The sequence below is a fragment of the Brevundimonas sp. genome (assembly GCF_044239655.1).
Lineage (GTDB): Bacteria > Pseudomonadota > Alphaproteobacteria > Caulobacterales > Caulobacteraceae > Brevundimonas.
On sequence record NZ_JBIIAY010000022.1, the window covers coordinates 1 to 21,011 of the forward strand.

Below are 21,011 nucleotides of genomic sequence, written 5' to 3' on the forward strand. Positions count from 1 at the left end.
TATCTCTCGAACATCTTCCTTCACAACGCCGCTCTTGCCGCGGGATGGAGCAGCCCGGTAGCTCGTCAGGCTCATAACCTGAAGGTCGCAGGTTCAAATCCTGCTCCCGCACCCAAGATCACAAACGCCGCCCCTAACCGGGCGGCGTTTTTGCGTTCAGCCTGTCGCTCATGACGCGTTCAAGCCATCGCGGCCGGCCTTGGCGCCAGCTGTCTCGCGTTAGGTCGGCGCAGGAGCCCCTTGATCGAGGTCAGCAAGATCGACTGGGTCTTCTTGGCCCCAGGCATCCAGAACGCGATTCTGTGCGGTCGGTTGGATCCGGCGACGATCGCCAGGCTGGTGAAAAAATCCCCATCCCGTTGAGTTGGGCGGTTCAGCGTCGTCTACTTGAGCCCGTTTGTGCTATAACAGCAACACCTGCCTAGCTGGCCGACGTCGCCAGCAAACCGTCTCTGTTTCCCGCCCGAACCGGCAGAGACAATTCCGCGACTGGGTGGGGTGCTGTCAGGCGAACGCTAAAAGGTCTCCGGTAACTCGGCGTTTGGCCGCTGGCGGAGAAGATATTTCGGGAAGCCGATTTCGTTCAAGCGTCACCGGTTCCCGGCGGATGTGATCCGTCATGCCGTGTGGCTGTATTTCCGGTTCAGCCTCAGCTTTCGCGATGTCGAGGAGCTTCTCGCCGAGCGGGGGATCGACGTTAGATACAAGACAATCCGGTGGTGGACGATCAAGTTCGGGCCGCTGATTGCGCGGCGTTTGAGGTGGAACCGTCCCGCACCGTCGCCACGCTGGCACTTGGACGAGATGGTGTGCTTGATCGGTGGAATTCGCATGTATCTGTGGCGCGCGGTCGATGATGAAGGCGAGGTCCTGGACCTCGTGGTCCAGCGCCGGCGGGACACAGAGGCGGCGCTGAGGCTTCTCCGACGCTTTCTACATAACCCGCCGGTGAAGCCGCATACGATCACGACCGACGGTCTCTTGTCCTACGGCGCGGCGCTCAACCAGCTGGATCTTCGTCACCTTCATCGACCTGGACGACTTCGTGAGAACAATTGAGCGGAGAACTCTCATCTCTCGATCCGACGGCGAGAACGCCAGCAGCAGCGGTTCAAATCCCAAGCCTCAGCCCAGGAATTCCTCATTACCCACGCGGCGATTTACAACACGTTCAACATCCAGCGCCTTCTGATCAGCAGACCGACATTTCGCCGCTTCCGCGCCGATGCGGCCCCTGCGTGGGCGGCGGCGGTGGCCTGATTTCGGCAGGGTAGGGCGGTTTTCGACTTGGCGCAGTTAACCTGTCAACACCCTTCAACATCCAACGCCATTTGCTCAGCAGATCCACTCTTCGCCGCTGTTGCGCCGACGCGGATGCCGCGTGGGCGGCCGCCGTTGCCTGATCTAGGCCTGGGGTAGGGGCCTCTGAATTGCCGCAAGTTTCCCTGACAGCGCCTCCTGATCACCTCCGGCGAGCTGTCGAAGTAACGGTACCGGTTGGTGCTCTTGGCCATATGGCCACGCTAGAGCATTTGGCGACCTGATTGAATCGTTGGGGATTCCCAAGGCGACCGGGTTCTGATTCAACCTTGATGCTGGGGGCGGAGGCCAGCATGAATGAGCAAGGCGCTTTCGGTAGATCTGCGCGATCGTGTGATCGCTGCGATTGATGGTGGGATGTCGTGTCGTCAGGCGGCGGCCCGTTTTGGGGTCAGCGCCGCGAGCGCAATCCGCTGGCGCTCGCGGGCCAGGACACAGGGCGATTTGCGGCCCGGGCCTTTGGGCGGTGATCGTCGCTCGGGGCGGATCGAAGGCTACGCGGACCTGATCCTGGGTCTGGTCGAGCGCAAGAGCGACATCACGCTGGCGGAACTGCGCGCGGCTCTGGCCGAATAGGGCGTGGCGACCAGCCTGTCGAGCCTGTGGCGGTTCTTCGTACGCCGCCGGATCACGCTTTAAAAAAAGTCGGCGTACGCGGACGAGCAGAGTCGTCCCGATGTCCTGATCCGGCGACAGGCCTGGTTCGACGGCCAACTGGACCTCGACCCCGAGCGGCTGGTGTTCATCGACGTGGAGGCGCATGCGCCGACGGGGCGCTTCCACCAAGATGGCCCGCCGTCACGGGCGGGCTCCGCGCGGCCAGAGGCTGAGGTGCAGCGTGCCGCACGGCCGCTGGAAGACCACCACCTTCGTAGGGGCTCTGCGCCTGAGCGGCATGACAGCCCCGATGGTGCTGGACGGCCCGATGAACGCGGCATGGTTCCTGGCCTACGTCCAGCAGGTGCTGGCCCCCACCCTGAGGTCCGGCGACGTCGTGATCATGGACAACCTCGCTGCCCACAAGAGCACGCCGATCAGGGACGCGTCGAGGCCGTCGGCGCACGGCTGCTGTTCCTGCCGCCCTACAGCCCCGACCTCAACCCTATCGAGAACGCCTTCGCAAAATCGAGAACGCCTTCGCAAAGCTCAAGGCGCTGCTGAGAAAAGCCGCCGCCCGATCAATCGATCAACTCTGGGACGCCATCGCCCGGATCATCCAGACCTACTCACCCCGCGAATGCGCAAACCACTTCGCAGCCGCAGGCTATGACGCAGACTGATCGGAAAATGCTCTAGCGGAGCCCCCCATTCCCAGCTCCAAAGTATCTCATCAGGCCTGAAATTCCAGTCCATCGACGCGGCGTGACAGGAACCCAAGCAGCCTGAAGTCGGGAAAAGGGTAGGGCCGGTCTGCGGTCGGGCCGAGCTAAGCTGTCGGCACCGAAAAATTCGCCCCACGAATGCGGCATGGCTAGATTTGCAATCGATTGCATTTTTAATGACCCTGTTGTTCTTGAGGATCGCCCGTGTCCCCACGCTAAGCCACTTCACCTGACTGCGAACAACCGCCGGCAGGCACCAAGCGCTCGGACGGTGCTGTCAGTCCAACGGCAACTTGTCTCCACTGAGCTGAGTCCGGGCAGGGGAAGCGTGTCCTATGCGGCGAGCGTCTTCCACTCGGCGAAGGCGGCCGAGCGCTGGGCTTTGTATGTCTCTCGGCTGATGAGGTGGCGATCCTGATTTGAAGTGTTCACGCGACCATGCCGCTTCATGATCTTATTCATGAAAGTCAGCGCCGCCGCCTTGTCTCTGGTCTTGCTGGCAAAGGACTCCAGCACCTCACCCTACTGGTCGACGGCCCGCCAGAGGTAGTGCATCTCGCCGTTGATCTTCACGCAGACCTCATCGAGGCGCCATCGCCAGTGGGTGAACGATCGCATGCGCTGAACCCGCTTCCTGCGGATCTCGGCGGCGAACATCGGGCCGAACCGGTTCCACCACAGGCGCACCGTCTTGTGGCAGATGTCGATGTCGCGCTCGACCAGCAGGTCCTCCATGTTGCGGAGTGCCAGCGGGTATTTCACGTACATCATCACCACCGTTCGGCTCACCTCTGGCGAACTGTCGAAGTAGCGGAAGGGGTTGATGCTTTTGCCTACGCACGCGGGGCCGCTGGTACCCTATCGGAAATTAGCGTGGTCTGATGCCCACGCCAACTCACGCTATCCGAGTTCGACGGAACATGAAGCCTTGGTTCCTGCCGGCGAAAATAACTCCGACAATTGGAGGGAAGCGGTTGACAAGTCATGCCTCCGTTCTGTTTGTGAGCGCTACCAAAAGGGCGGCTGAGTCTGCGGGTGCAGCTTTGGGCCGGATGAGATTGTCGAAGGAGTGCAGCGTGGACCAGTTGAAGATCAGAAGCGCCAAGGTCATCGTGACCTGTCCCGGCCGCAATTTTGTGACGCTCAAGATCGAGACGGAGGACGGTCTGATCGGGGTCGGCGACGCCACCCTGAACGGGCGTGAACTGTCGGTCGCCAGCTATCTGACCGACCATGTCGTTCCGCTGTTGATCGGCCGCGACGCGCACCGGATCGAGGACACCTGGCAGTATCTGTACAAGGGTGCCTACTGGCGGCGGGGGCCGGTCGGGATGTCCGCCATCGCCGCCGTCGACATGGCCTTGTGGGACATCAAGGCCAAGGCGGCGGGACTGCCGCTGTATCAACTGCTGGGCGGGGCCTGTCGGGACAATGTGCTGGTCTATGGCCACGCCAACGGCACGACCGTGGAGGAAACGATCGCCGAAGCGCAGCGCTATGCGGACCTGGGTTACAAGGCCATCCGGCTGCAGTCCGGGGTGCCGGGGCTGGCGTCCACCTATGGGGTGTCCAAGACCTTCGGCTATTACGAGCCCGCTGACGCCGATCTGCCGACCGAGAACCTGTGGTCGACCGAGAAATACCTCCGCTCCGTCGAGCCCCTGTTCAAGGCGGCGCGGGAAACGCTGGGGTGGGACGTCCACCTGCTGCACGACATCCACCACAGGCTTACCCCGATCGAAGCCGGGCGGCTGGGCAAGGATCTGGAGCCCTATCGGCCGTTCTGGCTGGAGGACGCGACGCCGGCAGAAGATCAGGCGGCATTCCGGCTTATCCGCCAGCATACGACCAGCCCCCTGGCGGTCGGGGAGATCTTCAACTCGATCTGGGACTGCAAGCAACTGATCGAGGAGCGGTTGATCGACTACATCCGGGCCACGGTCGTCCATGCCGGGGGGATCACCCATCTGCGCCGGATCGCTGCGCTGGCGGACATCTATGGCGTCCGGACCGGGTGCCACGGCGCCACGGACCTGTCGCCGGTTTCGATGGCCGCCGCCCTGCATTTCGACCTGTCGGTCCCGAACTTCGGTATCCAGGAATATATGCGTCATACGCCGGAGACTGATGCGGTCTTCCCGCACGCCTACAGCTTTGCTGACGGCACGATGCATCCCGGAGATCAGCCGGGTCTGGGGGTCGATATCGACGAGACCCTGGCGGCCGAGCATCCGTACGCGCCCGCCTATCTGCCCGTGAACCGTCTCGAGGACGGCTCCATGCACAGCTGGTGACGCGACAGACTCAAGCAAGGCGCGCGGCGACAGGCGCGCTCGATACAGGGGCGGGTAATGACCACAGACAGCGACGGCAATTTTCCGACTGAACGGGCGGGCCGTTTCCGCTGGACGATTTGCGCACTGTTGTTTTTCGCCATCACGATCAACTACGTCGATCGACAGGTATTGGGCGTCCTCAAGCCCCTGCTCGAGACCGAGTTGGGCTGGAACGAGATAGACTACGCCAACATCGTTTTCTGGTTTCAGGCGGCCTATGCCGCGAGCCTGCTGTGCTTTGGCAGGGTGCTCGACATGATCGGGACCCGGATGGGGTTCGCCATCGCCGTGACGGCCTGGAGCCTGGCAGCGGTCGCGCATGCGGGTGCGACGTCGGTGGTTCAGTTCGCCATCGCCCGGTTTGCCTTGGGGCTTGGTGAGGCCGGTGCCTTCCCAGCCGCGATCAAGGCAGTCTCGGAATGGTTTCCGCGCAAGGAGCGTGCCCTCGCGGCAGGCATCTTCAATGCCGGTTCCAATGTCGGGGCCTTGCTTACACCCATCATCATCCCGTTCATCGTCATGGCGTGGGGGTGGCGGGCTGCGTTCATCATCACCGGACTGTCGGGCTTCATCTGGCTGGCGATATGGCTTCTGGTCTATCGGCAGCCCGAAGCGCATCCGCGGGTCAACGCCGCAGAACTCGCCGTAATCAACAGCGATCCGGAAGATCCGTCCGGCAAGGCCGGATGGGGCGTGGTTTTGCGCAAGCGCGAGACCTGGGCCTTTCTGCTGGGCAAATTCCTGACCGATCCCGTGTGGTGGTTGTTTCTCTTCTGGCTGCCTGACTTTTTCGCGAAGACCTATGGATTGAATCTGAAGACCTTTGGCCCGCCGCTTGTCGCCGTCTATCTCCTTGCCGATGTGGGAAGCGTCGGTGGCGGGTGGCTGTCGTCACGTTTGATGAAGGCGGGCTGGTCCGTGAATCGCGCGCGCAAGATGACGATGTTGCTATGTGCGGTCTGTGTCACGCCGATCTCCTTCGCGGTGTTCGCTGACAATCTCCTGGTCGCGGTCGCTATCATCGGATTGGCCGCTGCAGCCCACCAAGGTTGGTCAGCCAATCTCTACACCCTGGTCTCCGACGTCTTTCCCAAGCGCGCCGTCGCCACCGTGGTCGGAGTGGGATCGGCCGGCGGTGCAGTCGGGGGCATGTTCATCGCGAAGTTCGCGGGTTGGACCCTGGAAACGACAGGAAGCTATGTCCCGCTACTGCTGTTCGCCGGCGGCACCTATCTGGTTGCCCTGGCGGTCATCCACACGCTCACGCCCCGCCTCGCTCCCGTAACCCTGCCTGTGGAAGCCCCGCGATGACCCAGCCCCTTCGCCTGCATCCCGACCGGCTGTTCCCTGTCGACCCCGACACGCGCGGTGTGGCGCGTCGGCTGTATGCGCAGATCAAGGACCTGCCGATCATCAGCCCGCACGGGCATACGGACCCGTCGTGGTTTGCGCTGAACGAAAACTTTGCCAACCCGGCCGAGCTGCTGATCACGCCGGACCATTATGTCTTCCGCATGCTGCATTCGCAGGGGATGGCGATGGAGGATCTGGGCGTTCCGCGTGCCGACGGCGGCCCGGTCGAGACCGATCCGAGGGCGATCTGGCGGCGGTTCGCATCGAACTATCACTTGTTCCGGGGCACGCCGTCGCGGATGTGGCACGACTGGGTCTATGCCGAGGCGTTCGGCATCGATGTGCGGCTGTCGGCCGAGACGGCGGACCACTATTACGACGTCATCGACGCGGCCCTGAAGACCGACGCCTTCAAGCCGCGCGCCCTGTTCGAGCGGTTCAACATCGAGGTGATCACGACGACGGAGTCGCCGATCGACACCCTGGACCATCACAAGGCGATTGCGGCCTCGGGCTGGACGGGTCGGGTGCTGACCGCCTATCGCCCCGATCCGGTGGTCGATCCCGATTACGAAGGCTTCCGCGACAATCTGAAGATCCTGGCCGACCAGACCGGCTTCGACACCCTGACCTGGGACGGATACCTGGACGCGCACCGCGCGCGGCGGGCCTTCTTTGCGTCGATGGGCGCGACCTCGACCGACCACGGCCACCCGACCGCCTTCACCGCCGACCTGTCGAAGGCGGAGGCGCAGGCCCTGTTCGCCCGCGTCTCGACGGGCCCTGCGACGCCTGCCGACGCCGAACTGTTCCGGGGCCAGATGCTGACCGAGATGGCGGCGATGTCGGTCGAGGACGGTCTGGTGATGCAGCTTCACCCGGGATCGTTCCGCAACCATTCGGCGACGGTGTTCGAGCGGTTCGGCCGCGACAAGGGCTGCGATATCCCGACACAGACGGACTATGTGCGCGCGCTCAAACCCCTGCTGGACCGGTTCGGGTCGGACACGCGCCTGACCCTGATCCTGTTTACGCTCGACGAGACCTCCTACAGCCGCGAACTGGCCCCGCTGGCGGGGCACTATCCGGCGCTGAAGCTGGGGCCCAGCTGGTGGTTCCACGACAGTCCCGAAGGGATGCGCCGGTTCCGCGAACAGACGACCGAGACGGCGGGCTTCTACAACACCGTCGGCTTCAACGACGACACCCGCGCCTTCCTGTCGATCCCGGCAAGGCACGATGTGGCGCGTCGGATGGACTGCGGCTTCCTGGCAAAGCTGGTGGTCGAGCACCGGATGGAGGAGGACGAGGCGCATGAGCTGGCCCATGCCCTGACCTATGGTCTGGTCAAGGCGGCCTACAGGCTGTGAGCCGGCTCAACGATGCGGCCCTGTCGCGCCTGCCCGCCGAGGTGGCCCGGCCCGGATACGACCGGGCGGCGGTGAAGACCGGGGTGGTTCACCTCGGCATCGGGGCCTTCCACCGGGCCCACCAGGCGGTGGTGTTCGACGATGCCCTGGCGAGCGGCGACCTGCGCTGGGGCGTGCTGGGGGCGTCGCTGAGGTCGCCGTCGGTGGCCGAACAGCTGAACCCCCAGGACGGCCTCTACACCCTGGTGATGCGTGACGGGGCCGAGGAGCGGCTGAGGATCATCGGGGCCGGGAAGGGGGTCATGGTCGGGCCGCAGGACCCGGCCGCGCTGGTCGCCTCCATGGCCGATGCCGACGTCCACATCGTCACCCTGACGGTGACCGAGAAGGGCTATCGCCTCGATCCGGCGACGGGCGACCTGATGCTGGACGACCCCGAGGTCGCCGCCGACCTGGCCGACATCGCCTCGCCCCGGACCGCACCCGGCTTCATCGTGGCGGCCCTGAAGGTGCGGAAGGAACGGGGGCTCAAGCCCTTCACCGTCATCAGCTGCGACAACCTTCCGCACAACGGCAAGCGTATCCGCGCCGGGGTGCTGGAGATGGCGCGGCGCATCGAGCCGGAACTGGCCGACTGGATCGCCGCCGAGGGGGCCTTCCCCCAGACCATGATCGACCGGATCGTGCCGGCAACCATCCCTGACGACATCGACCGGCTGGCGGTGCGCCTCGACGTGCGCGACGAAGGCATGGTCAAGGCCGAGCCCTTTACCCAGTGGGTGATCCAGAACAGGTTCGCCGGCGAGCGGCCGGACTTCGCCGCGTTCGGCGTGCAACTGACCGAACGGGTCGAGCCGTGGGAGGACGCCAAGCTGCGCCTGCTGAACGGCGCCCATTCGGCGTTGTCCTATCTGGGGGCCCTGTCCGGCCATGCCCATGTGCATGAGGCCGTGGCGAACCCCGCCCTGCGCGCGGTGGTGATGCGGCTGTGGGACGAGGCTCAGACGACGCTGAGCCCGCCGCCGGGCCTCGACATCGCCGCCTATCGCACAGCCCTGATGGCCCGGTTCGACAACGCCGCCCTGATGCACCGCACCTACCAGATCGCCATGGACGGCTCGCAGAAACTGCCCCAGCGCCTGCTGCACACGATCGAGGCCCGGCTGGCGGCGGGGGAGACGATCGACGCCATGGCGCTCGGCGTCGCTGCCTGGATGCGCTGGCAGGACGGGGTGAACGAGGCGGGGACGGCCTTTGTGGTGCAGGATCCGCTGGCGGCCGAGACGGCGCGATTACTTGCTGGGGCGGATACGGATGAGGCGAAGGTCAACGCCCTGCTCAGCCTGTCGGCCGTGTTCTCGCCCACCCTGGCGGCCGACGCCCGGTTTGGGTCGGCAATCACGGCAGCCTATGTGGAGCTGCGGCGAGATGGGTCGGTCAGGACGTCCGGAAAGTTCCTGTCAGCCTGATCTCACCGACATCGCCCGTATGAACGGATTGTTTGTGTTCAGAGGATCAACGCCCGCCGCAACGCCGGGACCGCCAGGACCAGATCGCGAGTCACCAGCGCCGCGAAGAAGTCGGCGCCGACCGGGCCCAGGTGGGTGTAGTCGAAGGCGAGCTTGGCCTGGCCCATCGGCTCGACCGCGCATTGTTCTGGGCTGTCGGCGGCACTGCCTGCGTCGTCGCAGTTCGATTGCACCATGACACCGAAGCGTAGGGATCGATGCCTTCATCGACATTCGTCCGGACAGCATGCGTTCTCCGACTCCCGCCGATCATCGGGATCACAATCTCGGTTGCACCTTCGGAAAGCCCGCGCTAAACGTTATTGGATATAACTATAAGCGTATAATCCGTAGGGTGGACCATGACCGATATTGCCGAACGTCCCATCACCGCGACCTTCACCCGGCTCAATCCCATGACGGGAGAGCCGGCGACCACATCCCATGCCGCGACTGTGGCCGACGCCAATGCCGCCTGTGAAGCGGCTGCAGCCGCCCTGCCCGGCTGGACGAACCTGGGTCCAAATCCCCGACGCGCACTACTGAACAAGGCGGCGGACTGTCTGGCGGCCAAGGGCGATGCGTTCGTCACGGCGATGCAGACCGAGATCGGCGCGACCGAGGGCTGGGCGCGCTTCAACCTGATGCTGGCCGTGGGCATCGTGCGGGAAGCCGCCGCCCTGACCACCCAGATCGGCGGCGAGGTCATTCCGTCCGACAAGCCGGGCTGTATCGCCATGGCAGTGCGCGAACCCGCCGGCGTGGTCCTGGGCATCGCGCCGTGGAATGCGCCGATCATTCTGGGCGTCCGCGCCATCGCCGTACCGCTGGCCTGTGGCAACACCGTGATCCTGAAGGCGTCGGAGACCTGTCCCCGGACGCACGGCCTGATCATCGAAGCCTTCGCCGAGGCCGGCCTTCCGGACGGCGTGGTCAACGTCGTCACCAATGCGCCGAAGGACGCCGGCCAGATCGTCGGCGCCCTGATCGACCACCCGGCCGTGCGCCGGATCAACTTCACCGGCTCGACCGCCGTGGGCAAGATCGTGGCCAAACGGGCCGCCGAACACCTGAAGCCGGTGCTGCTGGAACTCGGCGGCAAGGCCCCTTTCTTGGTGCTGGACGACGCCGACCTGGATGAGGCGGTCAAGGCCGCCGCCTTCGGCGCCTTCATGAACCAGGGCCAGATCTGCATGTCGACCGAGCGGATCATCGTCGTCGATGCCGTTGCTGACGCCTTCGTCGAGAAGTTCCGCGCCAAGGTCGCGACGATGGCGGTCGGCGACCCCCGCGAGGGCAAGACTCCGCTGGGTGCCGTGGTCGATCTGAAGACGGTCCAGCACGTCGAGGGACTGATCGCCGATGCGGTGGCCGCAGGTGCGCGGACCGTCACCGGCGGACCCTCCAGCGGCGTGCTGATGCCCGCGACCATCGTGGACGGCGTGACCCCGGCCATGCGGCTGTTCAGCGAGGAAAGCTTCGGTCCAGTCGTGGCCGTGACCCGCGCCCGCGACGAGGCCCACGCCGTCGAACTGGCCAACGACACCGAATACGGCCTGTCGGCGGCGGTCTTTACCCGCGACATCGCGCGCGGCCTGAAGGTCGCCAAACAGATCAGGTCGGGCATCTGTCACGTCAACGGCCCGACGGTCCACGACGAGGCCCAGATGCCGTTCGGTGGCACCAAGGGCTCGGGCTACGGCCGGTTCGGCGGCAAGGCCGGAATCGACGCGTTCACCGAGTTGCGCTGGATCACGATCGAGACCCAGCCGGGCCACTATCCCATCTGACCGGCGGCTCACTCGCCGACTTCACCAACAAAACGAATGCGTCGCCAAGACGCCACGAGGACAAGACTATGACCGACGATCCGAACGTTGCCACCTACAAGATCGAAGACGGGATCGCCTGGGTCAGCTTTAACCGGCCTGACAAGCGCAACTGCATGTCGCCGAACCTTAACCGTCGCATGGGCGAAATCCTGGACGAGCTGGAATACCGGACCGACTTCGGCGTGCTGGTGTTGAAGGGCGAGGGCACGGCCTGGTCGGCGGGCATGGATCTGAAAGAGTACTTCCGCGAGACCGAGGTTAAGGGCATCGGCGCGACCCGCCAGGCCCAGCGCGAGGCCTATGGCTGGTGGCGTCGTCTGCGCTGGTACAACAAGCCGACCATCGCCATGGTCAACGGTTGGTGCTTCGGCGGCGGATACGGTCCGCTGTTTTCCTGCGACCTCGCCATCGCGGCGGACGAGGCCCAGTTCGCCCTGTCGGAAATCAACTGGGGCATCCTGCCGGGCGGCGGAGCGACCAAGGTCGTGGTTGATCTGATCCCTCTGCGCGACGCCATGTATCACGCCCTGACCGGGGAACTGATCGACGGTAAGAAGGCCTCGGAATGGCGTCTGGTCAACGAGAGCGTGCCGCTGGCCTCGCTGGAGGCCCGCGTGCGCGAGGTTGCCGGCGTCCTGCTGAAGAAGAACCCTGTCGCGCTCAAGGCAACCAAGGACGCGGTGCGCCGGGTCAAGGAGATGACCTACGACAATGCCGAAGACTATCTGATCCGGGCGCAGGAGGCTGCGAACTCCTACGACAACGACGGTCGCAAGGAAGGCATCAAGCAGTTCATCGACGACAAGACCTACAAGCCCGGTCTCGGCACCTACGACATCAGCAAGCAAACGGCCTGAGTTCAGCATGGGGCCGGTCGACGCTATCGCCCTTCACGCACGGCTCAGGCCCGGCTCGCTCGCCGCACGTGATCTGACGTACGCGCGGTCCTGGTCCTATGAGGCGCTTGATGTGGCAGTCAGTCGGTGTGCGGGCCTTCTGTTGGACACTCACGGCTGCATCGCCGGTGATCGGGTCGCGGTCCTGGCCAAGAACCGCGTCGAGCAGATCATCCTGCATCACGCCTGCGCGCGGGCGGGTCTGATCTTCGTGCCCCTGAACTGGCGACTGAATCCCGGCGAGATCGCCGTCCTGCTGGCCGACATTGAACCCCGGCTGCTGATCGGTGACGCCGAACTGGAACGGGCCGGACTGGAAGGGGTGCCGATCGACCTGATCGCCGCGCAGATCGATACGGCGACGCCGATGCCGGCGCGTACCATAGATCCAGAACAGATCTCGCTGATCCTCTTCACCTCCGGCACCTCGGGGAATCCCAAGGGGGTGATGCTGAGCGAGCGGGCGCTGACCCAGACCGCGATCAACCTGGGAGTCCTGGCGCAGGTCGATCGCAACAGCGTCTTCCTTGTGGATTCGCCGATGTTCCACATCATCGGCATGGTCAGCAGTGTCCGCCCCGTAATGGCACAGGGCGGGGTGGTGCTGGTGTCGGACGGATTCATTCCCGACCGCACCCTGTCGCGACTGGGCGACCCCGACCTCAAGGCGACGCACTATTTTTGTGTACCGCAGATGGCGGACCGTCTGCGGGCCGAACCCGCCTTCGACGGCGAGCGCCTGAAGGGCATGACGGCGATCCTGACGGGCGGTGCGCCTCATCCCGCCGCCTCGATCAACGCCTGGCTGGCGGCCGGTGTGCCGATCGTCGACGGGTTCGGCATGAGCGAGGCGGGCACCGTGTTCGGCATGTCGACGGACCCCGACATCATCTCGGCCAAGGCCGGATCGGCCGGAGTCCCGACCCCCGGTGTTGTGACGCGCCTCGTCGATCAACAGGGGACCGATGTCGAGATCGGCGAACCGGGCGAGCTGTTGCTGAAGGGCGCCAATCTGTTCTCGGGCTACTGGCGCAGACCGGAGGAAACCCGGTCGGCCTTTACCGCCGAGGGCTGGTTTCGCACCGGTGACATCGCGGTCAGGGATCAGGACGGCTTCTTCACCATCGTCGATCGCAAGAAGGACATGTTCATCTCGGGCGGAGAGAACGTCTATCCCGCCGAGATCGAGGCGCTCCTCATCGACTTCCCGGGCGTGATCGAGGCTGCGGTCGTCGGTGTCCCGGACCCGAAATGGGGCGAGGTCGGACTTTGCGTTCTGGTCTGCGGCGACCCGACGACCGGGGTCATCGATGCGGTACGCAGCCACCTGTCAGCACGTCTGGCCCGCTATAAACACCCGACCCATTTCCAGATCGTGAAGGCCCTCCCCCGGACCGGATCCGGCAAGGTCCGCAAGAGCGATCTGCGAGACGCCTGGCCCAAACCGTGAGCCATTCCGACGTCAAAAAGTGAGTTGCTATTCTACATAACTATCATACGATATCTCAGTCGCGAGCGCCCGATGAACGGGAGCCAGGGAGGACACCATGGACCGATCGACATCGGGAAACCGACCGCGCAACCGGCTGGCCGTGGTCAGCCCTGCCAATCTCCGCGACCCTCGCTTCGACAGTGCCGCTGACGGCCTCTGGACGGCAACTCGTGGGCTTCGGTGTTCGGGACCAATGTGACCGACGTGGCCTACAAGCAGTCGGGCAATACCTCGGCCGGATTCGGTCTGCGTGAAGCCTCGTTCGGCCGCCCGGCCGAGTGGGGTATCTCGCTGGGCAAGAATTTCTGACACGCTTGAAGGAAGCCGGGCGATCATCGTCCGGCTTCCAACCCCGCCTGACCTGTTCCCGGAGTCGCCATGCCCATCCTCGACGCACAGACCCCGCCGGTCCGGATGAGCGGGGCCAGTATGGCGATCATCATCGGACTGTGTTTCGCCGTCGCCGTACTCGAAGGGTTCGACATCCAGGCGATGGGCGTCGCTGCGCCGCGCATGGCCCCTGAGCTGGGGCTTGGGCCGGACCAGATGGGGATGGTGTTCGCCATCGCCAATGTCGGTCTGGCGATCGGGGCTGCTTTCGGAGGCTGGCTGGCCGACAAGGTGGGGCGCAAGCCCGTCTTCATCGGCTCGGTCGCAGTGTTCGGGGTTTTCACCCTGGCGACCATGGTGGCGGACACCTTTCCGGTCCTGACCGCCGTCCGCTTCCTGACCGGCATAGGCCTCGGCGCGGCCCTGCCCAATATGGTGGCGATCGCGTCCGAGATCAGCCCGCCGGGACGACGCACCCTGATAACGTCCCTGATCTTTTGCGGCATGCCCGTGGGGGGCGCGACCTCGGCCCTTGTCGCCGCCAACCTGCCCCAGGGTGTGGACTGGCGCGCCCTGTTCCTGCTGGGCGGTGCGGCACCGCTGATCCTGGTCCCGGCCTTCGTGATCTTGTTGAAGGAGACCCGCGCCGTGGTCGATGCGACCAGGGCCAGGCCGCCGTCCCTGGCGACCGTCCTTTTCGGCGGGGGGCGTGCGGCCCCGACCCTGCTGATCTGGCTGGCCTTCTTCCCGACCCTGATGATCCTGTATCTGTTGCTGAACTGGCTGCCGACCCTAGCCGTGGCCAAGGGACTGTCGGCGTCCCTGGCACCGCAGACCGCCCTGTATTTCAATCTGGGCAGCGTGGTGGGATCGATCGTCCTTGCCGCCTGCGCGGACCGTTTCGGATGGCGTTGGCCGCTCACCCTGGCCTTCGCCCTCTTTATCGCGGCCATCGTCGGCATGGCCACCGTGACCACGGCGACCCCGATCCTGGTCCTCAGCGCCGTCGCAGGCTTCTGTCTGCTGGGATCCCAGTACGCCCTGTACGGCGTGACGGCCGGCTATTACCCGGCCCTGGGGCGGGGTGCCGGTGCCGGCGCGGCCATCAGCGTGGGCCGGCTGGGATCCATCGCCGGCCCCATCCTGGCCGGGGCCATGCTGGGTGCCGGTGCACCGGTTGCAGACGTCTTGAGGGTCATGATCCCCATCGCCGCCTTCGCCGGCCTCACCGCCTTCGCCCTCAGCTTCATCCGGCCGCGCGGCGACAGCGACCCGGCCTGATCCGGCAGCTGGGCCTTGGCGCACAAAGACGACGTCTGGTAGGGATCGCCGCACCCACAGCCGATGACGCCGTCGCCAGAAGGCTTTGATCCGATTTGATCTTCAGGAGCGCCCAACCTTGACGTCTCGCGCCACGTCCGCCCGATCGACCGGTCGGGACAAGCCCATCGACATGGCCGGATTGCCCGACAGCGTGGGCTTCATGCTTCGCCTGGCACAGGTCGCGGCCTTCCGGGGCGTGATGGCCGCGCTGAAGCCGTTCGATCTGCGCGTCAGCGATTTCTCCATCCTGCTGATCATCGAAGCGAACCCGGGCCTGAAGCAGCAGGCGGTGGGCGAGGCCCTGTCGATCAAGCGGGCCAATCTGGTCTCCATGATCGATGCCCTGGAAAAGCGCGGCCTGATCATCAGGACCGTGCCGAAGACGGACAAGCGCTCCTATGCGCTCAGCCTCACCGACGCCGGGCGGGCCCTGATGGTCGACGCCAAGGCCGCCGAACAGGCGAGCCAGCACGAGCTGGCGATGCTTGTCGGCGAGAACCACGGTCGACTGATCAAAGATCTTAAACGGATCGTCGAGCACTCCACGTGACCCGGCCGGACGGCCCGGTGACGTGCAGGCTGTCCAGAGCTTTGTGATCTGCGCGAAAATCGTCGTCAGGCGCGCCGCTGAGCTGGCCGCTATTCGACACTCGCACGCGACGACGTCCGGCTCAGCACGTCGATCAACGGGCCGCCCGGGCCGTCGATCCGCGCCGCCTCGACACCATAGGCATCGCGCAGAACCTCGGGCGTCAGCGCGGTCTCGGGGGGGCCATCGGCCAGAACCCGCCCCTGCGACAGGACCACGACCCGGTCCGATATCCGGAACGCCATGGACAGATCGTGCAGGGTGACGACGACGCCGACGCCCTCGCCCGCCAGTCTTCGGAACAGAGCGGCGGCATCGAGTTGATGGGCGGGGTCCAGGCCCGTGAGGGGTTCGTCGGCCAGCAGCCACACCGGCTCACTGGCCAGAGCGCGCGCCATCAAAACCCGCGCCCGCTCGCCACCCGACAGACTGTCGATCAGCCGGTGCTCGAAGGTCGTCACATCGGCCGCCGCCATGGCCCTGTCGACCGCCGCCCGATCCGCATCCGTCTGGCCGCGCGCGCCGACGAACGGCGTGCGGCCCAGTTCGACCAGGGTGCGGCATTCAACGGCCCAGGCGACCTCGGGCGTCTGGGGCAGAAAGGACAGACGACGCGCGCGTTGGCGAGGCCTGACCCCGGCGAGGTCGGCTCCGTCCAGCGTCACCCGACCGGCGTTCGGCTCGCGCAGACCCGCCAGACAGGTCAGCAAGGTCGACTTACCCGCACCGTTGGGGCCGACGATGGCCGTCACGCCTCCCGCTGACAGCCTCAGGTCGATGCCGGCGAGGATCGATCGCGAACCGATCGTCACGTCCAGGTTTTCGCAGGCCAGGACGCTCATGCCATCGTCCTGCGCAGGCGGAGCAGAAGCACGAGAAAGAAGGGCGCACCGAGAACCGCCATGGCAACGCCCAGCTTGACCTCGGCGACCGCCGGAATGATCCGGACCAGGATGTCGCCGGCCAGTACGATGATCGCCCCGCCCAGCAGGCTCGGCCCCAGCAAGCCCCCCGGCCGGGCTCCTACGAACGGCCGTAACAGATGTGGCGTCACCAGTCCGACGAAGCCGATCACCCCCGTCACCGCCACGCTCGCCCCCGCCGCCAGACCGACGCCCAGCGCCAGAAACCAGCGCGTCCGCGCCATCGAGACGCCGAGCGACCGCGCGCCGATCTCGCCCAGGGTCAGGGCATCCAGCGCCCGGCCTGTCGCCAACAGCAGGCCACATCCGACGGCGATCAGCGGCAGGGCCAGGGTCACCTCGTCGAAGCTGCGGTCCGCCAAGGATCCCATCAACCAGTCGACGATCTCGCTGATGGCCCACGGATTGGGCGCCAGCGACAGCGCCAGCGACAGGCCCGCGCTGGACAGGACGTTCAGGATCGCCCCCGCCAGGATGAAGGTCACCATGCTGGACGCCGTCCCGGACAGCAGCATCAGGACGCCGACGCCGATCAACGCCCCGCTGATCGCCGCGACCGGCAGGGCCCAGGGCGCGACGGCCGTGACGCCGTAATAGAGGGTGAGCACGGCCCCCAGCGCCGCCATTCCGGAGACGCCCAGCACACCTGGATCTGCCAGGGGGTTGCGTGTGTAGCCTTGCAGGGCGGCACCCGCGAGGCCGAGCGCGGCACCGACCCCGATCCCCAGGAGGGTTCGCGGCAGGCGAAGCTCGAACACGATCGACCAGCGTGGGTCGGCGCCGAACGAGGTCCACGCGCTCCACGGGGCCCAGACCCGGCCGGCCAGCATGCTGGCCATCGACAGGATGACGAGCAGGACGATCAGGCCCGCATAGAGAAGGGGGCGGCTGACCGGCTTCATGCGGACCTCGTCTCTGCTGCGTCGCGCGCCCGCGCCAGGGCTGCCGCCGTCTGGATCAGCACCGGACCACCACAGAACAGAAGACGCTCTGGAAAGGTCGCCCGCCTGATCCGCTCGGCGACGGAGGCCAGCGCCGGATGCCGGACCAGTCGTTCGGCTCGGCTGGGGGCACCGGCGGTCGCCTCACCGGACAGCAGGACATCCGGCGGGTCGGCGATGATCCGTTCCAGCGGCACGCTCATCGACTGGCGCAGGCCATAGTCGGTGGCCGCGTTGCGGAACCCCGTTCGGGTCAGCATCTCGTCCATCAGGGTGCCGGGTGCTGACGCAAACCCGCCCGGCATGAAGACCAGGGCCGACAGGGGCTTTGCGCCAGGCGGGGGGGCTGCGGCCTGCAAGGCGGCCTCGATCCGCGCCACTGACGCCTCGCCGCGACCGGGATGGCCGATCAGGGTCGCCACCTCACGTACCTGTTTCAGACTGTCGGCGACGGTCTCGGGAACAGGAAACACCCCCGCCCGCACACCGAGCCGTTCGAGCAGATCGACCCGCGCCTGACCCGGGCCGGACAGCACAAGGTCCGGCGACAGGCCGATGATCTCCTCGATCGTGCCCCGCGTGGACGGCAACTGCCGGGCCTCGGCGGCGATGGTCGAGCCGTAGGCGTCCGAGGAATAGTGGCTGAGCGCCACGATCTGCGATCGGTCGGCGACCTCCAGCAGGATGACATCCAGGCACGGATTGACCGACACGATGCGTCGCGGCGGACCGGAAGCCGACCCGACGGCAGCCACCGGATCGGCCGATCCACAGGCCGATATGGCGAGCGCCAGAGACAGCCCACCCGAGACAGCCGCGCGGCGGTCCAGTGTCTTCGTCAACCGTCCCTCCCCTGCTGCCCGGATCACACTGGCGGCTCCCTGAATGGATGCAAGCGCGGCATGGCGCGGACGGATCGAACCGTCCGCGCCACCGCCCGTGCTAGAAGCGCGCCCGGACACCGACGAAGGTCCCGCGACCGGCGACGCCATAGGTCCGCGTGGTCTCATAGACCTCGTCGCCGACGTTCTCGATCCGGCCATAGATCTCGACCGTGTCATTGACCGGGTAGGAGGCCCGCAGGTCGACCAGGGTATAGGCGTCCAGCCGCGCCGAGTTGGACGCATTGTCGAAGCTCTCGCCCGCATAACGCGCCGCCACCGTCGTCGACAGGCGGAACGGCCAGACATAGGTCGCCGACAGGTTGGCCATGTCCTGGGGCCGACGGGCCAGTTCCCTGCCACGGTTGGCACCGGGCGACTCGTTCGTGGTTTCGGTGAAGGTATAGTTGGCGTCGAGCTGCAGCGCGCCGAACGTGCCCTGCGCCGCGAGCTCCACACCGTTGGCCGTGGCCCGGGCGATGTTGGCATAGTAGCCGAAACGCCGGACGCCGTTGCGGAAGCACAAAGGGTTCGAGGCGATGGTCTCGGTCCCGGTGCAGGAGGCAAAGTCGATCTGGTTGGTGGTGTCCCGATCGAAATAGGTCGCCGAAACGATCACCGCGCCACTGAACAGATGTTGCTCGACACTGGCATCCCAGCCGTCGGCCTCTTCCGGGGACAGGCCGGCGTTCCCGTATTCGCTGTAGAGCTGATACAGGCTGGGCGCCTTGAAGCCCTGGCCGAAGCTGGCACGTAGCACCGTCGAACCACCGTTGAGCGCCCAGGCGGCCGCCGCCTGACCCAGGGTCTTGCCCCCGAACGCGTCATGCTCGTCACGGCGCACGCCCCCGGTCAGGGTCAGCCCATCGACCACCTCGGCCTGAAGCTGGGCATAGAAGCCATCGAGCCCGACCGAGGCTGTCGCCGGGACGGGATTCGGGTTGAAGGACGACGGCGAGGCGCTGCGGAACTCGGAGTCCTCGTGTTCGGCCCCGAAGGTCGCGGTCCAGCCTTCGCGGATGTCGAACACGCCCTGATATTCGTAACGACGATTTTCGCCGCGCGAGTCGAAGGTCAGCGTGGTGTTGGACTGGGCCGGGTTGAAGCTCTGGCGATCGGTGCGCGTGAAGCCATAGGCGACGCGGTTCTTCAGCCGGTCCTCGAACAGGTCGAAGTTGACGCCCGCATAGGCGACCAGGTCCTTGGTCGTCCCGTATTCATTGGTGTCGGCAAAGGAGAACGCTGGGGCCGGGAAGCCGTCGAAATCAACGGTGCCGCTGGAATAGACGGCGCGCAGGTCCAGCGAGATGTCGTCGGTCACCGCGACGCTCACGCGCCCGCTGAGGCCCGTGTTCTCATAGGCGTCGTCCTCGGTTCCGCGCGCAAAGGCCGAGAAGCCGTCCGTCTGATAGTGGGAGGCCGCGACGCGCCAGTCGATCCGGTCGGTCGCCCCGCCCAGCCCGCCACGCAGGGAGTGAGTGCCGCGCGAACCGGCCTCGGCGTCCAGCGATGCCTGGAACGGTTCGGTCGGCCGGGCGGTGACCAGGCTGACCACACCGCCGATCGCCTGGGAGCCCCACAGGGTCGACTGGGCCCCGCGCAGGGCCTCGATCCGGGCGACGTCACCGGTCAGCAGGTTGCCGAAATTATAGCCCGCACCGGGTGCAGACGGGTCGTTCAGCTTGACCCCGTCCACAACGACCAGGGTCTGGTCGCCCTCGGCCCCACGGATGCGCAGGGCCGTCGGCTGGCCGGGCCCGCCGTTGCTGGTGACGCTGACGCCGGGCGTGCGGGCCAGCAGATCGACCACCGCCACGGCCTGGCTGGCCTCGATCTGGTCGGTGGTCAGGACGGTGACCGACTGGCCGACGCGATCGGCAGGCTGAGCCGAGCGGTTGGCCGTGACGACGACGTCGCCCAGCAGGGCCGTGTCCTGATCGGCGGTTTGAACGGCCCGGGCCGAGGCGGCTGAGGCGGTGAGGAGTAGCGCGGCCGTGGCGGCGCTGAGGCGGAGTGCGGTCTTCATTTCGGGTCCAATCCCTTGCTCGACAACGAGCCGGCCGAGATCGGTCACAATCGGACACAAGACGCGCCCGGTCGCGACCGCGCTCGCACGCGGCCCAACAGACGTCGTCATTCGGGTAGATCCCGTTCCGCTCGGCACACCACGTCCGCGCGAAGGACGACCACGACGGGCAGGTCTCCTGGCTCACGGGTCAATGCCGGTGCGCACCGCCTTCCCAGACCCGGGGGTCCAGTGGCTGATGGTGCGCGGGCTCGCCGCTTACAGTTGCGTGGGCAGTCCGGGATTTGCACCCGAGTTCCCTTTTCATCCTCATCGCTGAGGAACCTGTCGCGGGGCTGCCCTTAGGGCAGGTCGCTCACCGAGGCAACGGGAAAGGGTCTGGCGGAGACGGAGGGATTCGAACCCTCGGTACCCCTTACAGGGTACGACGATTTAGCAAACCGTTGCCTTCAGCCACTCGGCCACGTCTCCGGCAGGCGCTGTCGATAGCGAAGACCGTCGCCGGGCGCAATCGGGGGCGCGCCAAAGTTCTCGCGTTAACGCGACATCCATGGGGGTTGTGCAGGATG

At 65.9% G+C, this 21,011-nt stretch carries 16 protein-coding genes, 2 tRNA genes, 2 pseudogenes and 1 riboswitch; of the genes and pseudogenes, 12 read left to right on the forward strand and 8 right to left on the reverse strand.

The features are described from left to right. Positions 1-38: 38 nt before the first annotated feature. From ACILQR_RS04640 to ACILQR_RS04650, 3 genes and pseudogenes are all read left to right on the forward strand, one after another. Positions 39-115 (forward strand) — tRNA-Met (locus ACILQR_RS04640). 461 nt (positions 116-576) lie between these two features. Further along, positions 577-1,260: pseudogene (locus ACILQR_RS04645) on the forward strand (IS6 family transposase). A 357-nt stretch (positions 1,261-1,617) separates the two neighbouring features. Continuing rightward, positions 1,618-2,600, forward strand: a pseudogene (locus ACILQR_RS04650) (IS630 family transposase). A 375-nt stretch (positions 2,601-2,975) separates the two neighbouring features. Here the strand turns inward: ACILQR_RS04650 and ACILQR_RS04655 are convergent. Both ACILQR_RS04655 and ACILQR_RS04660 read right to left on the reverse strand, forming a co-directional pair. Continuing rightward, positions 2,976-3,158 (reverse strand): hypothetical protein, encoded by a 183-nt coding sequence (locus ACILQR_RS04655; RefSeq protein WP_395650317.1) that lies wholly within the window; start codon positions 3,156-3,158, stop codon positions 2,976-2,978. Between the two features lie 6 nt (positions 3,159-3,164). Further along, positions 3,165-3,413 carry a DDE-type integrase/transposase/recombinase gene (locus ACILQR_RS04660; protein ID WP_395650318.1) on the reverse strand — a complete coding sequence of 83 codons (249 nt, stop codon included), beginning with the start codon at positions 3,411-3,413 and terminating at the stop codon, positions 3,165-3,167. 314 nt (positions 3,414-3,727) lie between these two features. Between ACILQR_RS04660 and manD the strand changes: the two genes are divergently transcribed. From manD to ACILQR_RS04680, 4 genes are read left to right on the forward strand one after another with little or no spacing between them, the layout of a single operon-like run. Beyond that, the gene (manD, locus tag ACILQR_RS04665; protein ID WP_395650341.1) at positions 3,728-4,936 is read left to right on the forward strand and encodes a D-mannonate dehydratase ManD; all 1,209 of its coding nucleotides are present in this window, start codon (positions 3,728-3,730) and stop codon (positions 4,934-4,936) included. Between the two features lie 57 nt (positions 4,937-4,993). Next, positions 4,994-6,289 carry an MFS transporter gene (locus ACILQR_RS04670; protein ID WP_395650319.1) on the forward strand — a complete coding sequence of 432 codons (1,296 nt, stop codon included), beginning with the start codon at positions 4,994-4,996 and terminating at the stop codon, positions 6,287-6,289. Further along, the gene (uxaC, locus tag ACILQR_RS04675; protein ID WP_395650320.1) at positions 6,286-7,701 is read left to right on the forward strand and encodes a glucuronate isomerase; all 1,416 of its coding nucleotides are present in this window, start codon (positions 6,286-6,288) and stop codon (positions 7,699-7,701) included. The genes ACILQR_RS04670 and uxaC overlap by 4 nt, the downstream gene beginning before the upstream one ends. Beyond that, the gene (locus ACILQR_RS04680; RefSeq protein WP_395650321.1) at positions 7,698-9,170 is read left to right on the forward strand and encodes a mannitol dehydrogenase family protein; all 1,473 of its coding nucleotides are present in this window, start codon (positions 7,698-7,700) and stop codon (positions 9,168-9,170) included. Before uxaC ends, ACILQR_RS04680 begins: the two co-directional genes overlap by 4 nt. A gap of 38 nt (positions 9,171-9,208) precedes the next feature. Here the strand turns inward: ACILQR_RS04680 and ACILQR_RS04685 are convergent, their stop codons facing one another. After that, positions 9,209-9,406 carry a hypothetical protein gene (locus ACILQR_RS04685; protein ID WP_395650322.1) on the reverse strand — a complete coding sequence of 66 codons (198 nt, stop codon included), beginning with the start codon at positions 9,404-9,406 and terminating at the stop codon, positions 9,209-9,211. 165 nt (positions 9,407-9,571) lie between these two features. On the opposite strand from ACILQR_RS04685, the gene ACILQR_RS04690 reads away from it, so the two are divergent. The 5 genes from ACILQR_RS04690 to ACILQR_RS04710 all read left to right on the forward strand — a co-directional run bounded on the left by ACILQR_RS04690 (position 9,572) and on the right by ACILQR_RS04710 (position 15,632). Beyond that, the gene (locus ACILQR_RS04690) at positions 9,572-10,999 is read left to right on the forward strand and encodes an aldehyde dehydrogenase (protein ID WP_395650323.1); all 1,428 of its coding nucleotides are present in this window, start codon (positions 9,572-9,574) and stop codon (positions 10,997-10,999) included. 68 nt (positions 11,000-11,067) lie between these two features. Beyond that, positions 11,068-11,898, forward strand: coding sequence for a p-hydroxycinnamoyl CoA hydratase/lyase (locus ACILQR_RS04695; protein WP_395650324.1), 831 nt, complete (start codon positions 11,068-11,070; stop codon positions 11,896-11,898). Positions 11,899-11,905: 7 nt separating this feature from the next. Continuing rightward, positions 11,906-13,387, forward strand: coding sequence for an AMP-binding protein (locus ACILQR_RS04700; RefSeq protein ID WP_395650325.1), 1,482 nt, complete (start codon positions 11,906-11,908; stop codon positions 13,385-13,387). Positions 13,388-13,807: 420 nt separating this feature from the next. Beyond that, the gene (locus tag ACILQR_RS04705) at positions 13,808-15,040 is read left to right on the forward strand and encodes an MFS transporter (protein WP_395650326.1); all 1,233 of its coding nucleotides are present in this window, start codon (positions 13,808-13,810) and stop codon (positions 15,038-15,040) included. A gap of 118 nt (positions 15,041-15,158) precedes the next feature. Beyond that, positions 15,159-15,632 carry a MarR family winged helix-turn-helix transcriptional regulator gene (locus ACILQR_RS04710; RefSeq protein ID WP_395650327.1) on the forward strand — a complete coding sequence of 158 codons (474 nt, stop codon included), beginning with the start codon at positions 15,159-15,161 and terminating at the stop codon, positions 15,630-15,632. A gap of 89 nt (positions 15,633-15,721) precedes the next feature. Here the strand turns inward: ACILQR_RS04710 and ACILQR_RS04715 are convergent, their stop codons facing one another. The 5 genes from ACILQR_RS04715 to ACILQR_RS04735 all read right to left on the reverse strand — a co-directional run bounded on the left by ACILQR_RS04715 (position 15,722) and on the right by ACILQR_RS04735 (position 20,913). Continuing rightward, a complete protein-coding gene (locus ACILQR_RS04715; RefSeq protein ID WP_395650328.1) occupies positions 15,722-16,513 on the reverse strand; it encodes an ABC transporter ATP-binding protein in 792 nt (263 codons plus the stop codon). Continuing rightward, positions 16,510-17,496 (reverse strand): FecCD family ABC transporter permease, encoded by a 987-nt coding sequence (locus ACILQR_RS04720; RefSeq protein WP_395650329.1) that lies wholly within the window; start codon positions 17,494-17,496, stop codon positions 16,510-16,512. Before ACILQR_RS04720 ends, ACILQR_RS04715 begins: the two co-directional genes overlap by 4 nt. Then, a complete protein-coding gene (locus ACILQR_RS04725; protein ID WP_395650330.1) occupies positions 17,493-18,377 on the reverse strand; it encodes an ABC transporter substrate-binding protein in 885 nt (294 codons plus the stop codon). Before ACILQR_RS04725 ends, ACILQR_RS04720 begins: the two co-directional genes overlap by 4 nt. Positions 18,378-18,477: 100 nt before the next feature. Further along, positions 18,478-20,442 carry a TonB-dependent receptor plug domain-containing protein gene (locus ACILQR_RS04730; RefSeq protein ID WP_395650331.1) on the reverse strand — a complete coding sequence of 655 codons (1,965 nt, stop codon included), beginning with the start codon at positions 20,440-20,442 and terminating at the stop codon, positions 18,478-18,480. A gap of 150 nt (positions 20,443-20,592) precedes the next feature. Further along, positions 20,593-20,785: riboswitch (cobalamin riboswitch) on the reverse strand. A gap of 36 nt (positions 20,786-20,821) precedes the next feature. Continuing rightward, a tRNA-Ser gene (locus tag ACILQR_RS04735) sits at positions 20,822-20,913 on the reverse strand. Between the last annotated feature and the right edge of the window lie 98 nt (positions 20,914-21,011).

Coding starts and splice junctions, on each gene's coding strand:
- ACILQR_RS04660 (WP_395650318.1), bottom strand. CDS start 3,413: ATGATGTACGTGAAATACCCGCTGGCACTCCGCAACATGGAGGACCTG.
- ACILQR_RS04670 (WP_395650319.1), top strand. CDS start 4,994: ATGACCACAGACAGCGACGGCAATTTTCCGACTGAACGGGCGGGCCGT.
- uxaC (WP_395650320.1), top strand. CDS start 6,286: ATGACCCAGCCCCTTCGCCTGCATCCCGACCGGCTGTTCCCTGTCGAC.
- ACILQR_RS04685 (WP_395650322.1), bottom strand. CDS start 9,406: ATGGTGCAATCGAACTGCGACGACGCAGGCAGTGCCGCCGACAGCCCA.
- ACILQR_RS04690 (WP_395650323.1), top strand. CDS start 9,572: ATGACCGATATTGCCGAACGTCCCATCACCGCGACCTTCACCCGGCTC.
- ACILQR_RS04695 (WP_395650324.1), top strand. CDS start 11,068: ATGACCGACGATCCGAACGTTGCCACCTACAAGATCGAAGACGGGATC.
- ACILQR_RS04700 (WP_395650325.1), top strand. CDS start 11,906: ATGGGGCCGGTCGACGCTATCGCCCTTCACGCACGGCTCAGGCCCGGC.
- ACILQR_RS04705 (WP_395650326.1), top strand. CDS start 13,808: ATGCCCATCCTCGACGCACAGACCCCGCCGGTCCGGATGAGCGGGGCC.
- ACILQR_RS04715 (WP_395650328.1), bottom strand. CDS start 16,513: ATGAGCGTCCTGGCCTGCGAAAACCTGGACGTGACGATCGGTTCGCGA.
- ACILQR_RS04720 (WP_395650329.1), bottom strand. CDS start 17,496: ATGAAGCCGGTCAGCCGCCCCCTTCTCTATGCGGGCCTGATCGTCCTG.
- ACILQR_RS04730 (WP_395650331.1), bottom strand. CDS start 20,442: ATGAAGACCGCACTCCGCCTCAGCGCCGCCACGGCCGCGCTACTCCTC.